The organism is Peribacillus sp. Aquil_B1, assembly GCF_022603275.1.
Lineage (GTDB): Bacteria > Bacillota > Bacilli > Bacillales > DSM-1321 > Peribacillus.
Genome location: NZ_JAKXEE010000002.1, coordinates 189,054 through 207,621, shown reverse-complemented (window position 1 = coordinate 207,621; position 18,568 = coordinate 189,054). Strand labels below are relative to the sequence as shown.

Sequence of the window (18,568 nt, the reverse complement as noted above, 5' to 3'; positions counted from 1 at the left end):
AAAGTGCTGACAAGCAATCAGCATTGATGTTTATATTCGCAGGCTCGAAAAACTTCCTAGAGGTGGATGTCCGTGCCATTAAAAAAATCGAATCCTGATCTCATTCTCATTATCGTCACCTTAAGTCTTTTGACTGTTGGATTAATCATGGTTTACAGCGCGAGTGCCATATGGGCAACATATAAATTTGATGATTCGTTTTATTTTGCTAAAAGACAGTTGCTGTTTGCCTGCGTTGGTGTCATTGCCATGTTTTTCATCATGAATGTGGATTACTGGACGTGGAGGACATGGGCCAAGATCCTTATCATCATTTGTTTCATTATGTTACTGGCTGTACTTGTACCGGGTATAGGGATGGCGAGAAATGGTTCGAGGAGCTGGATAGGTGTAGGTGCCTTTTCGGTCCAACCCTCTGAGTTCATGAAGCTGGCAATGATCGCTTTTTTAGCTAAGTTTTTATCTGAACGGCAAAAGCTGATCACCTCCTTTAAAAAAGGGATGCTTCCATCCTTGGGTTTAGTGTTTTTGGCATTTGGATTGATCATGTTACAGCCGGACCTTGGAACGGGAACGGTCATGGTTGGAACGTGCATCGTCATGATTTTTATTTCCGGGGCAAAGATCAGTCATTTTGTCGGCTTGGGGCTAATCGGGGTAGCAGGTTTTATCGGTTTGATTTTGTCGGCGCCTTACCGGATAAAAAGGATCACGTCTTTTCTGGATCCTTGGGAAGACCCTTTGGGCAGCGGATTTCAAATGATTCAATCGTTTTATGCAATCGGGCCCGGTGGATTGTTCGGCCTGGGACTCGGGCAAAGTCGCCAAAAGTTTTTCTATTTACCAGAACCTCAGACTGATTTCATTTTTGCCATCCTTTCAGAGGAACTTGGCTTCATCGGGGGCTCTCTCGTCATTTTATTATTTGCGCTCATGCTTTGGCGGGGAATTCGGATCGCACTAGGTGCCCCTGATTTATATGGGAGCCTTGTAGCGGTGGGAATCATCGCGATGGTCGCCATTCAAGTGATGATCAATATAGGGGTGGTGACGGGACTGATGCCAGTTACGGGGATCACCTTGCCCCTCTTAAGTTATGGCGGTTCATCACTGACGCTCATGTTGATGGCGATTGGGGTGCTCCTGAATATTAGCCGTTATTCAAGGTTCTGAAATAAGTAAAATATATGGTTTGCCAAAAGGGAGGTCCTGTAAAACGCAGGGCATCCCTTTTTTATGTTAAAAACCCTTGCAGGAAAACAATTTTGGAGGATACCTTGCCGAAATTTAGAAATAAATGAAATGCCGCTTAAATATTACCATGTATGAATGTTGGGGAATCCACAATAAATATTGGCAATACGGCTTTGTTTAGACTATAGTATAAGAGGGTTAGGCCGTACTGGGGCTTGCTTCTGTTCATTTTTCTGCTAAAAGGCGTTATTAATCTTGTAATATAAGGGACCTCATGGAAGAGGAAATGAAAATTTATAACTTGGAATTTTTGGAACAACAAGGAGGTTTATCATGGATAATGTGATAAAGCAATTAACTGAAATGAAAATCGGCAAAGTTCTTGAACAGGAACCGCTTGCGAATCATACAACTATGAAAATTGGGGGGCCGGCGGATTTATTCATCGTGCCGTCATCCATTGAAAATATAGAAAAAACGATGCAGGTCATTAAAGAACATGGGATGCCATGGAGGGTGATCGGCAGGGGCTCGAACCTACTTGTCAGTGACGGCGGAATTGAAGGTGCCGTTCTTAAATTGGGTAAAGGACTTGATCATCTCGAGATAAATGGGACGGAGATAAAAGCAGGAGCTGGGGTATCACTTGTCAGCCTATCCGTGCAAATCAGTAAAAAAGGGTATGCAGGATTGGAATTTGCCAGTGGGATTCCTGGTTCCGTCGGCGGAGCTGTCTATATGAACGCTGGTGCACACGGTTCCGATATGAGTGAAATTCTCAAGGAGGCACATGTTCTTTTCGAAGATGGAACTTTAGCTTGGCTTTCGAAGGAAGAAATGGAGTTTTCTTATCGAACTTCTCTGCTTCAGAAGAAAAAACCGGGTATCGTACTGGAAGCAATTTTTCAATTGACAGAGGGCGATAAAACCGAAATCGTAGAAAGAATGCAGAATAACAAGAATTACCGTAAAGATACCCAGCCGTATAATCTTCCATGTGCCGGGAGCATATTTAGGAATCCACTTCCACATCATGCGGGTAAATTGGTCGAGAATGCAGGCCTGAAGGGACATTCCATTGGCGGAGCTCAGATTTCACCGATGCACGGGAACTTTATCGTTAACACAGGTAATGGAAGTGCAGCGGATGTTCAAGCCTTGATACAGCATGTGAAGGATACTGTGTATGATAAATTTGAAATTGAAATGGAAACAGAAGTGGAAATTATCGGCAGAAAATAATGGATTCATTATATCCAAATATTGTGATATAATGTGTTACCTTTTAAAGTTTGTAAAAAACCAAATATTGAGTTTGTCTTGATTTCACACTTTCAAGAACCATCCATTTTTTCAGGAAGAGGTGAAGGGGATGGAAAAGGGGAAAATCGTTTCCATTGAGGACCGCATCCCGAAATTAAAACAATTAAGAAAAAGCAAAGCAAACAGACGGCTTGTTCTTTTGCTTTCCCTTTTCTTCATTCTGGTTGCTTGTGTGCTATATTTCTTATCCCCGTTGAGCTATGTGAAATCCGTGCAGGTAGAGGGGAATCGTTATATTACTTCCAAACAGATCATTAAATTGAGTAAGGTGAAGAAGGATCGAAGCATCTGGAAGGTTGATACAGGGGCAGCAGCAGCCAATATCAAAAAAAATCAAGAAATAAAAAGCGTTAAGGTGACTCCGGTATTTCCCAATTCCATTAAAATTACGGTTTCGGAAAATAACAGGATGGCATATCTGTCCAATAACGGGAAGTTTGCACCCATTTTGGAAAACGGGTCCGTTTTAGAGGAGCTAGCAACAGGCGAAATTCCAGTATTTGCCCCTGTTTTAATTGGTTTCAAAGAGGGTAAAGCATTAAAGTTGCTTTTAGAAGAACTGGACAAGCTTCCTGCCGAGATTCAGAATGCCATTTCAGAAATTCATTACGCTCCAACCAAAACCGATGACTACCATATCGTCATGTTTATGAACGATGGGTTTGAAGTAAGTGCGACAAGCCGTACTTTATACGAGAAAATGATTCACTACCCATCGATAGTCAGCCAGTTGGATCCAGAGGTAAAGGGAGTCATCGATCTGGAAGTGGGTTCTTATTTTAAAGCATATGAAGACGCTGAACAAAAGGAAGACACCAATGAGGAAAATTAATGGCAAACGGGTGGTTTTACCCCTGGTTTGCGTGGTTCTCGGATTCATGATTGCCTTCTCTTACAATCTGACCAAAGATGGTGAAGGTGCAGGGAAGGACAAAGCCTGGGACCAGGAATTTGAGCTCAGGCAGAAGCTGATCGAACAAGAGAAACAAAACCGGGAACTTCAGAAGGAACTCCTTCAGAAGCAGGAAAATGTATCCCAAATAGAAAAGGACCTAGCGCAGGAAAAACAGCTTTTTTTCAATTTGGCAAGAGATACGGAAAAATACCGGATGTTTCTCGGAAAAGTGAAGGTGAAAGGCTCAGGCCTTCAGGTGACGCTTGAAGATGGTACAGATATGGAGTCGGAAGCCAATGTTAATAACTACCTCGTTCATGAACAGCATGTCTTCAAGGTCGTCAATGAACTATACATATCAGGTGCAGAGGCTGTTGCGATTAACGGTCAAAGGTTAAATCATGATTCATACATAATCTGTAATGGTCCTGTAATTACAATCGATGGCCATCAGCATCCTGCTCCCTTCATCATTTCTGCGATTGGGGATCCGGATGTCCTGGCTGCTTCACTAGACCTGCCCGGTGGCATCAAGGAACAGCTGGTTAATGAGAATATTATCTTTACAGTGGAAAAGCAAAAGAAAATCATTTTTGATCCAATTATTGGAGGGTGATCAGACCGCCGGATTCGATGAAAGATTGGTGAGAAACTGGAAATGAATAAAAAGCTTTCTTTTAGTTTGGTTACGTTGATTGCTGGCTTCATGCTCGCTATTCAATTCAATTTGGTGAATCAGCCTGTCGTATCCGATACAAGGGATATGTGGGAGCTGAAAAATGATTTATTGAAAGAACAGCAGACCCAGGCGGAGTTAATAGAGGGTATCAGTAAGCTTGAGGGAAAAATAGCATCCTATGAAACAAAGAAAAATGAGAGTAAAGAAGCAGTATTGCGTGACACCCTGACCGAATTAAAGACTGACGCAGGTTTGACTGAAATAAAAGGTAATGGGGTCATCGTTTCCATACAGCCTATCAAAGCGGATATCCTTCTTGGTGAGAAGGTCGAGTATATTTCACCTGTATTGATCATTCGGCTCATTAATGAAATGTATAGGTATGGCGCTGACGAAATTTCCATTTCAGGACAAAGGTATATATCAACATCGGTTATTCGTGATATTAATGGGCAGCCGAAAATGGACGGATATCCTCTTGTTCATTACCCGGTCGAACTGCAGGCAATAACCGTTAATCCAAAGAAACTGAAGCAGCGCATAGAAGGTTCCGAACTTATGGATGATTTCTATATTGATAATTTTGAAGTGCAGATTAAGGTGCCTTCCGGTGAGTTGACATTGCCGGCCTACCAAAATGCTATTGATGTAAAACACATGGAACCCATTATGGATGGGGGGGAATCGTAATGTGGCTTCCGGTTTTCGGACTATTGATTGGAATCACGCTTGGTTTTTTGGTGGATTTTGATATTCCCCACGAATATTCAAATTATCTCTCCATTGCCGTGCTTGCGGCTTTTGATACCTTATTTGGAGGCATACGGGCTCATCTGCAAAACCTTTATGATGAAGTAGTATTTGTAACAGGATTCTTCTTTAATATTGTTTTAGCCGCAGGTTTGGCTTTTCTAGGTGTACATCTTGGTGTAGACTTATATTTAGCCGCAATCTTTGTTTTCGGCGTAAGGCTGTTTCAAAATATAGCCCTGATTAGAAGGATCCTAATTGAAAAATGGTCTATTTCCCGGAAAAAGCAGAAAAAAAATCGATAATTTTAAAGGGAATTAAGTCATAATTGACGAATAGTTTATGGCAGTATCTAGTTTATTTAGGATATCAGTCTCGTTAAAGAAGCGAACGATAAGCACCATAAAGAGAGAAATCTACGAGTTTTGTTCGGGAAATACAAATTAAACCGTTTATTATGAAAAAATTCGCGAGTTGTTGCAATCAGTTCTGTTATTCTATAATGTATAAGTCTTCGATATAAAAATGTTATTCTACTAATACATGTATAAAACTGAAGGAGGTGCCATGGAATGAACAGCAACGAAATATACGTAAGTCTTGACATCGGTACATCCAGTGTAAAAGTTATCATTGGGGAAATGGTCAATGACACATTAAATATAATCGGCGTGGGAAATGTTAAATCAGAGGGGCTCAAAAAGGGTTCGATCGTCGGCATAGATGAAACCGTCCAATCCATTCAAAAGGCTATAGAGCAAGCAGAACGGATGATAGGGATGGAGATAAAAAAGGTAATCGTCGGCATAAGCGGAAATCATGTGACGCTTCAGCCGTGTCATGGGGTAGTAGCGGTATCCAGTGACAATAAAGAGATTACCGAGCATGACGTTTTCCGTGTCAGGGAAGCAGCGGAGTTAATAACGATACCATCCGACAGGGAAATCATCGACGTGGTGCCAATCCATTACAAAGTTGATGAACTTGATGAAATCAGTGATCCAAGGGGCATGATAGGTGTCCGGTTGGAAATGAGAGGGATATTAATCACAGGTCTTCGGACAATTTTACATAATACGCTGCGCTGTGTGGAACGGGCAGGGTTAGAAATAACCGATATCGCCCTTCAGCCCTTAGCCGCAGGTTCCCTTGTATTATCCAAGGATGAAAAAGAACTTGGTGTGGCACTTGTCGATATTGGCGGAGGTTCCACGACTCTGGCAATTTTCGAACAAGGCTTTCTACAATATACGTCTGTGATACCTATAGGCGGGGAAACACTTACGAAGGATCTTTCCATCGTTCTAAGGACAACGATGGAAGAAGCTGAGAAAATAAAAGTGAAGCATGGACATGCCTTTTATGATGACGCGTCTGAAGATGAAGTATTCCAAATACCGATCATCGGCAGCGATCAGCAGCAAACCTGCAACCAGTTAATGCTTTCGGATATCATTGAAGCGCGGGTGACCGAAATATTCGAGTTGATTCAAGATGATTTGAGGAGACTTGGCTTCCAGGATATACCGGGTGGTTTCGTGTTGACCGGGGGCGTCGTCAAGATGCCGGGAGTCCTGGAGCTTGCTCAATATGTGTTCCAAAACCGCGTAAGGACAGCTGAACCGAATTACATCGGTGTCAGGGAACCTCAATACACGACAGCTGTTGGTTTGATTAAACACGCATGCAAGAAAGAGAGAATGCAAAAAAACACCGCTAATAAAACTCCTGTAGCAGCTGGACAAGCACAAGAAGATAACGACCAGCGCAGCCAGAAGGTTTCTCAGAAAAACAAAGAGAACACGGCTAAAAAACAAGGTGAAAAAGGTGAATCTAAATTCAAAAAAATCCTAGGTTACTTTTTTGAATAACAATCATTAAGAATCGGGAATTTCGTCAAAATAGGAGGATTGTCATGTTGGAGTTTGATTCTAATCTAGAACAATTAGCAACGATAAAAGTAATAGGTGTTGGCGGCGGCGGAAACAATGCGGTAAACAGAATGATCGAGCATGGTGTACAGGGTGTTGAGTTTATTTCGGTCAATACGGATGCACAGGCTCTTAATCTATCAAAAGCAGAAATCAAAATGCAAATCGGTGGAAAGCTTACACGCGGTTTGGGTGCAGGTGCCAATCCCGAGGTAGGAAAAAAAGCTGCAGAAGAAAGCAAAGAGCAGATCGAAGAAGCGCTTAAAGGTGCCGATATGGTATTCGTAACGGCTGGAATGGGCGGCGGTACGGGAACTGGGGCTGCTCCTGTCATAGCTGGCATTGCTAAAGATCTAGGAGCACTTACAGTGGGTGTAGTTACGCGTCCATTTACCTTCGAAGGCCGAAAACGTGCAACACAGGCACAAGGCGGCATTTCATCCATGAAGGAATCGGTTGACACACTGATCGTCATTCCGAACGACCGCCTCCTTGAAATCGTCGATAAAAGCACGCCAATGCTTGAAGCATTCCGTGAAGCCGATAATGTGCTTCGTCAAGGTGTACAAGGGATTTCAGATCTAATTGCTGTTCCAGGACTAATTAACTTGGACTTTGCCGATGTGAAGACCATCATGTCCAACAAAGGTTCCGCACTTATGGGAATCGGGATCTCCTCAGGGGAAAACCGTGCGGCGGAAGCGGCGAAAAAAGCCATTTCCAGTCCGTTGCTTGAAACATCGATTGATGGTGCCCAAGGCGTACTGATGAATATTACCGGTGGTACGAACTTAAGTCTTTTTGAAGTCCAGGAAGCGGCCGATATCGTGGCTACTGCATCCGATCAAGACGTAAACATGATTTTTGGTTCGGTTATCAATGAAAACTTAAAAGATGAAATCGTCGTTACGGTAATTGCAACAGGCTTTAACGAGGTTGAAGCCTCAATACGGCCTACTGGACGTCCAACACTCGGACAACAGCAGCAATCAAGACCTCAGACACAACAGACGCCACAGCCAAACGTGAAGCGGGAAGTGAAGAGGGAAGAAGTCAATGAACAGCCTGCACGTAATGCCAATCAAGGTGATGAGGCCTTGGATATTCCAACATTCCTCCGTAACCGTAATAGACGCCGTTAATATCGACGTCACATGCCGTCCCCATTTGGGGACGGTTTTTTGCCGTTAATAAGTGAATTCCTTAAAAGCAGTAGTGTCCAATCATAATGGGGCCTTCTTCAGCTTCATCACTCTGACCGAAGTGCAGAATGAAATCTGCATAATAGTATCTTTGTTCTTGCCTGCATGTCCCTCAGCGGTATCTGACGGAACGCCTTGGCAGAAGGAATTCAATAAGATGAGTGCAATAAATTAGTAAACTTTTATAACATAAATCGACAGAAGTAAAAGGGAGCAGGATAGTCTCTAAGACAGTATTGAAAATATCAATAGCTGTTTTTCTACAAAAAGGGTAAAAATGACTGAAAAACTCTTAAGTTTTCAGTACAAAAAGTGACACACTTTCTAAGGGCAGGTACGCTATACTTTTTGCTAGTGGAAGGTTAGTTCATAAAAAGGAGGGGAGGGTGTTTGACTTTATATTTAGATGTGATCTGGTTGTTGAATTGGTTATTTGACTGCCTCCTTTTATATTGGACCGCAATCATTCTCAAACGAAGGGTAGCTCTTTGGCGGGTATGTATCGGCGGGCTGATTGGTTCCTTCATTATCGTATTGGCATTCACTCCTTTTTATGCAATTGCCGACCGAGTGTACATGAAGATTTTAGTATCCCTGGTCATGGTGCTGGCAACCTTTGGGTTTAATAGGTTAAAACTTTTCATTAAATCGGTGGCCACTTTATATTTCGTGACGTTTTTATCGGGAGGAATTCTTCTGGGACTACATTACCTTTTTGAATTCCAAATCGTGTCCAAGGACCCTGGTCAATATGCAGGAATCAACCGTTTTGGGGACCCTGTCAGCTGGATATTCGTAATGATCGGGTTCCCGCTCGCATGGCAATTTTCCAAGCGAACACTTGAAGGAATGGAGATGACAAAACTTACACATGAACAAATGGTTTCGGTTTCGGTTAAAATTTCTGACTTCGAAGGAAAATTTCATGGATTGGTGGATAGCGGCAATCAACTATATGACCCGATTACACGTTCCCCAGTAATGATCATCTCTCTTTCAGGCGGGGAAGCAGGAATTCCGGACGATATGCTGGAGCTTTTTAAAAACCCTGATAACCTGATCAGTCAGGCAGAGCAGCCCGAATATTCATGGACAGGAAGAATGCGTGTCATCCCTTATAAAGTCGTGGGTCATGAACATCAGCTGTTAACCGCAATCAAACCTGATTACATCAAAATCGTACAAGGAGAAAAAGAATTCCACGTCAAGCAGGGTCTCGTTTCGTTTACCTTTCAGCAACTCTCTCCCGACAATAGCTATCAATCTATCGTTCACCCGAAAATGTTAACCGGGATACCGGTGCAAAATGCCTCCTGAACCATCGATTCACTCTTAAATTTGACCCATAATCCGTTTATTAGAAGGGAGAATTATTTTGAAGAAATTCATTCTTCGGCTCACTTATTTTTGGTACAAACTATTGTTCAAGCTCGGATTGAAAACGGACGAAATATTTTATATAGGAGGGAGTGAGGCACTGCCGCCACCCCTTTCAAAGGAAGAAGAGGCAATACTGATCAATAAATTACCCAATGGCGATGAAGCTGCACGCTCGATCTTGATTGAACGTAATTTAAGGCTGGTGGTTTATATTGCCAGGAAATTCGAAAATACCGGCATCAATATTGAAGATTTAATCAGCATTGGTACCATAGGTTTAATCAAAGCAGTGAATACATTCAATCCTGAGAAGAAAATAAAACTGGCTACATATGCTTCGAGATGCATCGAGAATGAAATATTAATGTATTTACGCAGAAATAACAAAATCCGTTCTGAGGTTTCTTTTGATGAACCTCTGAATATTGATTGGGATGGAAATGAACTTCTTTTATCCGATGTACTTGGAACGGACGATGACATTATCACGAAAGATCTTGAAGCAAACGTTGACCGTAAGCTGCTGACAAAAGCACTTACACAGTTATCCGAACGTGAAAAACAGATAATGGAACTCCGTTTTGGACTTGCAGGCGGAGAAGAAAAAACCCAAAAGGACGTTGCCGACATGCTGGGGATTTCCCAATCTTATATTTCGCGTTTAGAAAAAAGGATTATTAAGAGGCTTCGTAAAGAATTTAATAAAATGGTGTAAAAAAATAATGTGCTTAAATGTCAATCAAATCAATACTTTGGTAGCTATATTGAAAAATAATGGGGAATTTCTGTTCTAGCCATGTGCATATTTTTTCCTCCCGCGGAGATACTGTTTTTTGTACAGCGCTCCTGTGAGGAGGGAATAATTTTGTCTCGTAATAAGGTTGAAATCTGCGGTGTGGATACATCAAAATTACCGGTTTTAAAGAATGAAGAAATGAGAAAACTCTTTAAAGAACTGCAAGATGGCGATATTTCAGCAAGAGAAAAACTGGTAAACGGGAATCTTCGACTCGTTCTAAGCGTCATTCAACGCTTCAACAATCGGGGAGAGTATGTAGATGATCTATTTCAGGTAGGCTGTATAGGGTTGATGAAGTCGATAGATAACTTTGACCTAGGTCAAAATGTTAAATTTTCAACGTATGCTGTACCGATGATTATTGGAGAAATCAGAAGATATCTTCGTGACAATAATCCAATTCGGGTATCCCGTTCTTTAAGAGACATCGCTTACAAAGCTTTGCAGGTAAAAGAGAAGCTCATAAGCCAGACCCTTCGTGAGCCGACAGCTGAAGAAATCGCCAAGGTGTTGGAAGTACCTCATGAAGAAATTGTTTTTGCACTAGATGCTATACAAGATCCAGTTTCACTTTTTGAACCGATTTATAATGATGGCGGGGATCCGATTTATGTACTCGACCAACTGAGTGATGAAAAAAATAAAGATAGTACCTGGATTGATGAAATAGCTATAAATGAAGGCATGAGACGGTTAAATGACCGTGAAAAAATGATCCTTCGGAAACGGTTTTTCCAAGGGAAGACGCAAATGGAGGTAGCCGAGGAAATCGGCATTTCACAAGCACAGGTCTCCCGATTGGAAAAGGCCGCAATCAAGCAAATGAATAAAAATATCCAACAGTAGAAGCTGAGCATGAGAAGTAGTTAGCTGAAGCGGGTAGGGCAAAAATGTCGATATCCGCTTAGCAGCTACTTATCCCATAGCGGCTTTTTTATTTTGTAGAAAAGCCTTCCGGGAACTGAATGGACGTTTATTTATCGTATTCTTCATCCTTGAGCGCATCTTGTCATATACATAGGAATAGGACCTTCATCTATGATGAAATTTTGAGGAGCTGAGTGATGTGACCAGGATTTCCGAATTTCAAATTAAGGATATCGTCAATATAGCGGATGGTAAGAAATTAGGTAATATGTCAGATCTTGAAATCAATACGGCCACGGGGAAAATAGAGGCCATCGTCGTATCGAATGGAACCAGGTTAATGGGTTTTTTTGGCAGGGAACAGGATATTGTGATTCCGTGGCGCAAAATAAAAAAAATCGGTGCAGATGTCATACTTGTTGAACATCAGACGGTATTTCAAGCAGAACTGAAAGATGAACGGTTTTAAGGTGCAATGGCGTAAATATATGATACACTAGACTAAAAATAAAGAGGTTTTTAGCATGAAAGAGCCATTTGTTTTAATAAAAGACCAATATATGCTCATTGACAGCTGGAGACAAACAAATCTCCAGCTCGTAGCGGGCTTCACCACAAAAAATGGGGGAGTCAGTACAGGTGATTTTCAAACATTGAATACAGGTTTTCATGTCGGTGATAAACTTGAAGATGTCCAGGGAAACCGCAGGATTATAGCCGATAAGCTGATGTTTCCGCTTAATGAATGGATAGGCGCCGAGCAGACACATGAAACGAAAATCCATCAAGTTACCAGCCATGATGGCGGGAGAGGTGCTACGGATTATGATTCGGCCTTTAAAGCAACTGACGGATTCTATACGAAGGACCAAAACGCTCTATTGACCCTTTGCTATGCAGACTGCGTGCCCTTATACTTTCTTGCTCCGGCACATGGCATGATTGGGGTGGCACATGCTGGATGGAAGGGTACCGTTAATGGAATTGCACGAAAAATGGTTGAGGCTTGGCTGAGTGAGGGTATAAAAGCAAGTGAGATATTTGCTGTTATTGGACCGTCGATTTGTTCGAAGTGCTATGTTGTTGATGATTATGTCATGGATTTAGTGCAGAATTTGCTGGTAGATATTGACGAAAAGCCCTATAATTTAATCAGTGAAGGACAATATCAGTTGGACCTTAAGCAACTTAATGCATTGATTCTTCAAAAATCAGGAATTCCAAAAAGTCAGATCGACGTTACATCATACTGTACAAGCTGTGATCATGAATTGTTTTTTTCACATCGCCGTGATAACGGGAAGACAGGCAGATTGATGAGCTTTATCGGTTGGAAGGAGGATTTAGAGTAATAGTGAAAGTAGTGGACAATTTAAAAAACATCGAAGAAAAAATAAATAGAGCATGTGAAAATAGTGGTAGGGATCGTGAAGCGATAAAGTTGATCGCAGTAACGAAATATGTTTCGGTCGAGAGAGCGAATGAAGCTTTGGAAGCGGGAATACTCGATTTGGGTGAAAACCGTGACGAAGGGCTTTTGACTAAATATGAAGTGCTCAAGGACAAGCCCACCTGGCATTATATTGGTTCCATGCAAACACGCAAAGTAAAGAATGTCATCGATAAAATTTCATATATCCATTCATTGGATCGAATTTCTTTGGCAGAAGAAATTCAAAAGCGCGCAAAAGAGCCGATAAACTGTTTAGTGCAGGTGAATGTATCTGGCGAGGAGTCAAAACATGGTCTGGATCCTGACGCGACAATGGATTTCATAAAAGGGTTATCCGATTTTGATAAGGTGAATGTTGCAGGATTGATGACGATGGCACCATTGACCGATGATGAACAGGTTTTGCGGGAATGCTTCCGGAAACTGAAGGGCATCCAGGTTGAAATACAAAATTCAGGGTTGAAGCATGCCCCCTGCACTGAATTGTCCATGGGTATGTCCAATGATTTCATGATTGCCATTGAGGAAGGCGCTACAATGATCAGGATTGGTACAGCACTTGTAGGCGAATAATTTTAAGGAGGTACGCTATAGATGTCGTTCGTATCAAAATTTAAATCTTATTTCGCGCTGGATGATGAGTATGAGTACAGGGATGAAGTGATGGAGGAAGAGGAGGCTGAACCAAAAGTCGTGAAGTCAGCTAAACAGCAGCAGTCAGCTTCTGCAGGGAATAATACAAATCAGAATATCGTAAGTTTGCAAAGCGTACAGAAATCTTCTAAAGTAGTATTATTGGAGCCTCGTGCTTATGCAGAAGCCCAGGAGGTAGCTGACCATTTAAAAAACAGGCGCGCTGTAGTCGTGAACCTTCAACGAATCCAGCATGACCAAGGAAAGCGAATCATCGATTTTCTAAGTGGGACTGTCTATGCAATCAGCGGGGATATCCAAAAAATTGGAACAGATATATTCTTATGTACCCCGGACAACGTCGATGTTTCCGGTAATATTACCGGCTTCGCCGCCGAAGAGGAGTACGAAGAAGCGAGGTGGTAATGGTTAATGGGTTTAGTGCTTCAGGGTTTATATTATTTAATTGAAATTTATTCAATGGCATTAATCGTTTACATATTGATGTCATGGTTCCCCAATGCAAGGGAGACATCGATTGGTCAATTTCTGGAAAAGATTTGCGAACCGTATTTAGAACCGTTCAGAAAGTTCATTCCGCCGCTTGGCATGATCGATCTTTCACCTCTTGTGGCCTTGCTGGTTCTTAATTTTGCCAGCGGTTACGGAATCTATTACTTACAGACTTTGGTAGGATGATCAACAATTAACCTACATGCATCTTACTACACAGTCGGAAGATTCTCCGCTGTGTAGTAGCAACGCAGAATGAGTTTAATTCATTATTTATGATCGACCATTCATTTGATAACTAAGGAGCATTTATTCAATCATGAGTATTTATCAGCATTTCAGGCCGGAGGAAAAAGATTTTATTGACCAGGCTATGAATTGGATTGATCAGGTTAAAAATTCCTACGCTCCGAAACTATCGGATTTTCTTGATCCGCGTCAGCAGGAAATCCTTACTTCCTTAATTGGGAATGATCCGGATGCGAAACTGCGATTTAATGGCGGGAGCGATTTCGTAGAGCGAAAACGTGTGCTCATCTACCCTGATTATTACTCTCCTGAACCATCGGATTTCAACATCTCCTTATACGATATCTCCTATCCAAAAAAGTTTGTTACGCTTGAACATAGGCAAATACTTGGAACCTTGATGTCACTGGGGGTAAAACGTGAAAAATTCGGTGATATAATAGTGACGGAGGAGCAAATTCAATTTATCGCTGCCGAAGAGATGGATTCATATCTCACAGGGAATCTGGAGAAAATAGGTAACGCTTCCGTTTCCATCAAACGGCTTCCGATCGAGAATATCGTCCAAGTTAAGGAAAAATGGGAAGAGCAAGTAACCACAGTCAGTTCCCTTAGGCTTGACAGTGTGCTATCGTCCGTCCTGAATATGTCCCGTCAAAAAACGCAGGCCTTGATAACGTCAGGAAAAGTAAAGGTGAATTTCAAGCAAACGGAAAATGTCTCGGAAGAATGCCGTGAAGGTGATACACTTTCCATCAGAGGTTTTGGCAGATGTAAAATAGCTTCAATCGATGGGAAAACCAAGAAGGATAAGTGGAGAATCTCGTTAGGCAGACAAAAATAATTCAATAAAAAGCAGGATTTATAAATTTATTGTCGAATATAGAGTTTTAACATACTAGAGTAGAAACCGTTCTGGAGGTGCCGTAATGCCCTTAACCCCGATAGATATACATAACAAGGAATTTAACAAAGTATTTCGAGGGTATGATGAAGATGAAGTAAATGAATTTCTCGACCAGGTCATTAAAGATTATGAACTGATTTTGAGGGAGAAGAAAGAACTTGAAGATAAACTGAACGAGACTTTTGATCGTTTGGGACATTTTACGACAATTGAGGGTACACTTAACAAGTCGATTATTGTCGCTCAGGAAGCAGCCGAAGAATTAAGGCGCAATGCCCAAAAAGAAGCGAAACTGATCATAAAGGAAGCAGAGAAAAATGCTGACAGGATCGTCAATGAGTCACTTGTGAAAGCAAGGAAAATAGCAATGGACATTGAGGATTTGAAAAAGCAATCCAAAGTATTCCGGACGCGTTTCAAAATGCTTGTCGGTGCACAGCTGGATTTGCTGGACAATGATGATTGGGATCATCTTCTGGATTATGAAGTGGATGCGACTGAAATAGAACTGAATGAGAGAGTGGAAGAGGAAATTTAAACGATTCCTTGACTTTGAACACTTTTTTCGCATATAATTTTTTAACAATACTATTCATTATGAAATTAGACGATGACAGGGAAAGTAAATTCTTCACACACTTATTTTTAGCGAACCGGGGATGGTGAAAGCCCGGAATAAGCGAAGATATTGAAGATCACCCTTGAGTTCTGAGTTGAACCTGCTTATGCAGTAAGTAAATGAGGCGTTTCATTCACGTTACGAATGCTCGAGAGGTTGGATTCACTATGTGGATCCTTCTAGCCAGGGTGGTACCGCGGGAAGCAAAGCTTTCTCGTCCCTTTTTTAGGGATGAGAGGGCTTTTTATTTTGGCCGGATATCAAGTCATCGGTTCGAATGAATTTTTTAAAAAGACGGATGGAGGATTTTATGATGGAATACAAAGATACCTTATTGATGCCTAAAACTGAATTTCCAATGCGGGGGAATTTACCGAAACGTGAACCGGAAATCCAAGAAAAATGGAAAGAAATGAACATCTATAAAAAAGTGCAAGAACAAACGGAAGGACGTCCTTTATTCATTTTGCATGATGGACCTCCATATGCCAACGGCGATATCCATATGGGCCATGCAATGAATAAGGTTTTAAAGGATTTCATTGTCCGATTTAAATCGATGAGCGGTTTTCAAGCACCGTATGTACCTGGCTGGGATACACATGGGCTTCCAATCGAAACGGCATTGACGAAAAAAGGCGTGAAAAGGAAAGAAATGAGCGTTGCTGAATTCAGAAAGCTTTGTGAAGAGTATGCTTATGGTCAGATTGACAATCAACGTGAGCAGTTTAAGAGAATAGGGGTCCGTGGTGATTGGGAAAATCCTTATATCACTTTAAAGCCTGAATATGAAGCACAGCAAATTAAAGTATTCGGTGAAATGGCGAAAAAAGGCTACATTTATAAAGGCAAAAAACCTGTTTACTGGTCCCCATCAAGTGAATCAGCGCTAGCCGAGGCTGAAATTGAATATCAAGACAAACGCTCTGCGTCGATCTATGTTGCTTTTGAAGTCACAGATGGCAAAGGCGTAATCGATGAAGGCGTCAAAATCATCATCTGGACGACAACTCCATGGACGATTCCTGCCAATCTTGGTATCTCATTGCATCCGCAATTAAATTACGTAGTAGTGGCTGTCGAAAATGAAAAATTCTTACTTGCTGAGGCACTGCTTGAATCGGTAACGGAAACATTAGGCTGGGAAAACCCGTCTATCGAAAAAACGGTGAAAGGTAGTGAGTTGGACCGTGCTGTTGCCAAACATCCTCTATATGACCGCGAATCTTTAGTGATGTTAGGTGAGCACGTAACGACTGAAGCTGGAACGGGCTGTGTTCATACGGCACCTGGCCATGGTGAAGATGACTTTATCATTGGGCAAAAATATGGCTTGGACGTACTTTGTCCTGTAGATGAAAAAGGAGTCATGACGGAAGAGGCAGGGGAATTTGCCGGATTATTTTATGATCAAGCGAATAAACCTATTACCGAAAAATTAACTGAAGTAGGCGCGTTATTGAACTTGACGTTCATTACGCACTCTTACCCACATGACTGGCGGACGAAGAAGCCGACGATCTTCCGTGCAACCGCACAATGGTTCGCGTCAATCAAAGACTTCCGCAGTGAGCTTCTGGAAGCGATTGAAGAAACCAAATGGGTACCGGCTTGGGGCGAAACGCGCCTATTCAATATGGTCCGTGACCGCGGGGATTGGTGTATTTCCCGCCAACGCGCTTGGGGCGTGCCAATTCCTGTGTTTTATGCAGAAAATGGCGAGCCGATCATTACGGATGAAACAATCGACCATATTTCAAACCTATTCCGCGAACACGGTTCAAACATCTGGTTTGAGCGTGAAGCGAAGGATCTTTTGCCTGAAGGCTATACACATGAAGGCAGCCCGAATGGGATATTCACGAAAGAAACGGATATCATGGACGTATGGTTCGATTCCGGTTCTTCCCATCAAGCGGTACTTGAAGAAAGAGATGACTTGCAGCGTCCTGCTGACCTTTATTTAGAAGGTTCCGATCAATATCGCGGCTGGTTTAACTCATCACTTTCAACAAGTGTTGCGGTTACAGGCAAAGCGCCATATAAAGGTGTACTTAGCCACGGGTTCGCATTGGATGGCGAAGGCCGTAAAATGAGTAAGTCGATTGGGAACGTTGTGTTGCCATCCAAGGTCATGAACCAACTTGGAGCGGATATCTTGCGACTTTGGGTAGCTTCGGTGGATTACCAATCGGATGTCAGGGTTTCCGATCCTATTTTAAAACAAGTTTCGGAAGTTTACCGTAAGATCCGTAATACCTTCCGCTTCCTGTTAGGGAACTTGGATGGATTCAATCCAAAAACCGATAAAGTGGCAGTTCAAGAATTGCCTGAAGTCGATCGATACATGCTGGTTAAATTGAATAAACTGATCAAACAGTCGAAGTTAAGTTATGAAAATTATGAGTTTGCTACTATTTATAATATGGTCAATAATTTCTGTACACAGGATTTAAGTTCGTTCTACCTCGATTATGCAAAGGACATTCTTTATTGTGAAGCACCAAATGGTAAAGAGCGTTTGGCCATTCAAACGGTCCTTTACGAATCATTGGTCAGCTTAACGAAATTGGTGTCACCGATCCTTTCTCATACAGCTGATGAAGTATGGGCGTTCATTCCGGGTGTAACGGAAGAAAGTGTACAGTTGACATTGATGCCTGAAGAAATTTCCATTGATGATGCTGAAGTCATTGAGGAAAAATGGACGGCGTTCATGGATGTCCGTGATAATGTACTTAAAGCATTAGAAGAAGCCCGTAACCAAAAGGTCATCGGAAAATCACTGAACGCTAAAGTGATGGTCTATGTTAATGAAGAAACGAAAAACCTGCTTGATGGCATCAAGGAAAGCTTTGAACAGCTATTCATCGTATCCGAATTCGAAATCGCTGGTGATGTGGCAAGTGCCCCGGCAGAGGCGGTTAAGCTTGAGGATATAGCGATCCTTGTTACAAAAGCAGAAGGTGAAACGTGTGAACGTTGCTGGAATGTTTCGAAGGAAGTAGGTCAAGTGGAAGAACATTCGACACTTTGCCCGCGTTGCGCTACAGTCGTGAAAGAGCATTACGTGAATCAATAATTCAAAAAAGGAAAGCCGGTCCCTTTATGAAGGGCCGGCTTTTTTGTGTAAAACCTCCATAGGGAATTGTCTTTATCCAATATCCCCTATAT

19 protein-coding genes are annotated in these 18,568 nt (G+C 41.9%); all 19 read left to right on the top strand.

From position 1 onward, the window contains the following. Positions 1-72 precede the first annotated feature (72 nt). Positions 73-1,173 carry a stage V sporulation protein E gene (spoVE, locus tag MPH60_RS14660; protein ID WP_098371083.1) on the top strand — a complete coding sequence of 367 codons (1,101 nt, stop codon included), beginning with the start codon at positions 73-75 and terminating at the stop codon, positions 1,171-1,173. A gap of 354 nt (positions 1,174-1,527) precedes the next feature. Further along, on the top strand, positions 1,528-2,436 hold the full coding sequence (gene murB / locus MPH60_RS14655) for a UDP-N-acetylmuramate dehydrogenase (RefSeq protein WP_241594363.1): 909 nt from the start codon (positions 1,528-1,530) through the stop codon (positions 2,434-2,436). A gap of 130 nt (positions 2,437-2,566) precedes the next feature. Continuing rightward, positions 2,567-3,349 (top strand): cell division protein FtsQ/DivIB, encoded by a 783-nt coding sequence (locus MPH60_RS14650; protein WP_241594362.1) that lies wholly within the window; start codon positions 2,567-2,569, stop codon positions 3,347-3,349. Then, positions 3,336-4,028: a DUF881 domain-containing protein gene (locus MPH60_RS14645; protein WP_241594361.1), complete on the top strand. Its 693-nt coding sequence runs from the start codon at positions 3,336-3,338 to the stop codon at positions 4,026-4,028. Before MPH60_RS14650 ends, MPH60_RS14645 begins: the two co-directional genes overlap by 14 nt. A 42-nt stretch (positions 4,029-4,070) precedes the next feature. Continuing rightward, positions 4,071-4,781 (top strand): DUF881 domain-containing protein, encoded by a 711-nt coding sequence (locus MPH60_RS14640; RefSeq protein ID WP_241594360.1) that lies wholly within the window; start codon positions 4,071-4,073, stop codon positions 4,779-4,781. After that, entirely contained in the window at positions 4,781-5,146 is a 366-nt protein-coding gene (locus MPH60_RS14635) for a small basic family protein (protein WP_137018793.1), read from the top strand. The genes MPH60_RS14640 and MPH60_RS14635 overlap by 1 nt, the downstream gene beginning before the upstream one ends. Before the next feature lie 267 nt (positions 5,147-5,413). After that, positions 5,414-6,712 carry a cell division protein FtsA gene (gene ftsA / locus MPH60_RS14630; RefSeq protein ID WP_241594359.1) on the top strand — a complete coding sequence of 433 codons (1,299 nt, stop codon included), beginning with the start codon at positions 5,414-5,416 and terminating at the stop codon, positions 6,710-6,712. A 44-nt stretch (positions 6,713-6,756) separates the two neighbouring features. Continuing rightward, positions 6,757-7,914 carry a cell division protein FtsZ gene (gene ftsZ / locus MPH60_RS14625; protein ID WP_098371076.1) on the top strand — a complete coding sequence of 386 codons (1,158 nt, stop codon included), beginning with the start codon at positions 6,757-6,759 and terminating at the stop codon, positions 7,912-7,914. A gap of 450 nt (positions 7,915-8,364) precedes the next feature. Then, complete coding sequence (gene spoIIGA, locus MPH60_RS14620; protein ID WP_241594358.1) at positions 8,365-9,291, top strand: sigma-E processing peptidase SpoIIGA; 927 nt, start codon at positions 8,365-8,367, stop codon at positions 9,289-9,291. Positions 9,292-9,349: 58 nt separating this feature from the next. After that, positions 9,350-10,069, top strand: coding sequence for an RNA polymerase sporulation sigma factor SigE (gene sigE / locus MPH60_RS14615; protein WP_034313874.1), 720 nt, complete (start codon positions 9,350-9,352; stop codon positions 10,067-10,069). A 150-nt stretch (positions 10,070-10,219) separates the two neighbouring features. Further along, a complete protein-coding gene (gene sigG / locus MPH60_RS14610) occupies positions 10,220-10,999 on the top strand; it encodes an RNA polymerase sporulation sigma factor SigG (RefSeq protein WP_034313871.1) in 780 nt (259 codons plus the stop codon). A 220-nt stretch (positions 11,000-11,219) separates the two neighbouring features. Then, positions 11,220-11,489 (top strand): YlmC/YmxH family sporulation protein, encoded by a 270-nt coding sequence (locus MPH60_RS14605; protein ID WP_241594357.1) that lies wholly within the window; start codon positions 11,220-11,222, stop codon positions 11,487-11,489. A gap of 55 nt (positions 11,490-11,544) precedes the next feature. Beyond that, entirely contained in the window at positions 11,545-12,372 is an 828-nt protein-coding gene (gene pgeF, locus MPH60_RS14600) for a peptidoglycan editing factor PgeF (protein ID WP_241594356.1), read from the top strand. A 2-nt stretch (positions 12,373-12,374) separates the two neighbouring features. Continuing rightward, positions 12,375-13,046 (top strand): YggS family pyridoxal phosphate-dependent enzyme, encoded by a 672-nt coding sequence (locus MPH60_RS14595; RefSeq protein WP_241594355.1) that lies wholly within the window; start codon positions 12,375-12,377, stop codon positions 13,044-13,046. A gap of 21 nt (positions 13,047-13,067) precedes the next feature. Beyond that, on the top strand, positions 13,068-13,532 hold the full coding sequence (locus tag MPH60_RS14590; protein ID WP_137018787.1) for a cell division protein SepF: 465 nt from the start codon (positions 13,068-13,070) through the stop codon (positions 13,530-13,532). Positions 13,533-13,538: 6 nt separating this feature from the next. Beyond that, positions 13,539-13,805, top strand: coding sequence for a YggT family protein (locus MPH60_RS14585; protein ID WP_241594354.1), 267 nt, complete (start codon positions 13,539-13,541; stop codon positions 13,803-13,805). Positions 13,806-13,938: 133 nt separating this feature from the next. Further along, positions 13,939-14,712, top strand: coding sequence for a YlmH family RNA-binding protein (locus MPH60_RS14580; protein ID WP_241594353.1), 774 nt, complete (start codon positions 13,939-13,941; stop codon positions 14,710-14,712). 85 nt (positions 14,713-14,797) lie between these two features. After that, entirely contained in the window at positions 14,798-15,313 is a 516-nt protein-coding gene (locus MPH60_RS14575) for a DivIVA domain-containing protein (RefSeq protein ID WP_034313857.1), read from the top strand. A 394-nt stretch (positions 15,314-15,707) separates the two neighbouring features. Continuing rightward, positions 15,708-18,476, top strand: a complete 2,769-nt coding sequence (ileS, locus tag MPH60_RS14570; RefSeq protein WP_241591297.1) for an isoleucine--tRNA ligase — start codon at positions 15,708-15,710, stop codon at positions 18,474-18,476. The last annotated feature ends 92 nt before the right edge of the window (positions 18,477-18,568 follow it).

Coding starts and splice junctions, on each gene's coding strand:
- MPH60_RS14590 (WP_137018787.1), top strand. CDS start 13,068: ATGTCGTTCGTATCAAAATTTAAATCTTATTTCGCGCTGGATGATGAG.
- MPH60_RS14635 (WP_137018793.1), top strand. CDS start 4,781: ATGTGGCTTCCGGTTTTCGGACTATTGATTGGAATCACGCTTGGTTTT.
- ileS (WP_241591297.1), top strand. CDS start 15,708: ATGGAATACAAAGATACCTTATTGATGCCTAAAACTGAATTTCCAATG.
- MPH60_RS14645 (WP_241594361.1), top strand. CDS start 3,336: ATGAGGAAAATTAATGGCAAACGGGTGGTTTTACCCCTGGTTTGCGTG.
- MPH60_RS14640 (WP_241594360.1), top strand. CDS start 4,071: ATGAATAAAAAGCTTTCTTTTAGTTTGGTTACGTTGATTGCTGGCTTC.
- MPH60_RS14580 (WP_241594353.1), top strand. CDS start 13,939: ATGAGTATTTATCAGCATTTCAGGCCGGAGGAAAAAGATTTTATTGAC.
- MPH60_RS14575 (WP_034313857.1), top strand. CDS start 14,798: ATGCCCTTAACCCCGATAGATATACATAACAAGGAATTTAACAAAGTA.
- MPH60_RS14585 (WP_241594354.1), top strand. CDS start 13,539: ATGGGTTTAGTGCTTCAGGGTTTATATTATTTAATTGAAATTTATTCA.
- murB (WP_241594363.1), top strand. CDS start 1,528: ATGGATAATGTGATAAAGCAATTAACTGAAATGAAAATCGGCAAAGTT.
- pgeF (WP_241594356.1), top strand. CDS start 11,545: ATGAAAGAGCCATTTGTTTTAATAAAAGACCAATATATGCTCATTGAC.
- MPH60_RS14650 (WP_241594362.1), top strand. CDS start 2,567: ATGGAAAAGGGGAAAATCGTTTCCATTGAGGACCGCATCCCGAAATTA.
- ftsZ (WP_098371076.1), top strand. CDS start 6,757: ATGTTGGAGTTTGATTCTAATCTAGAACAATTAGCAACGATAAAAGTA.
- ftsA (WP_241594359.1), top strand. CDS start 5,414: ATGAACAGCAACGAAATATACGTAAGTCTTGACATCGGTACATCCAGT.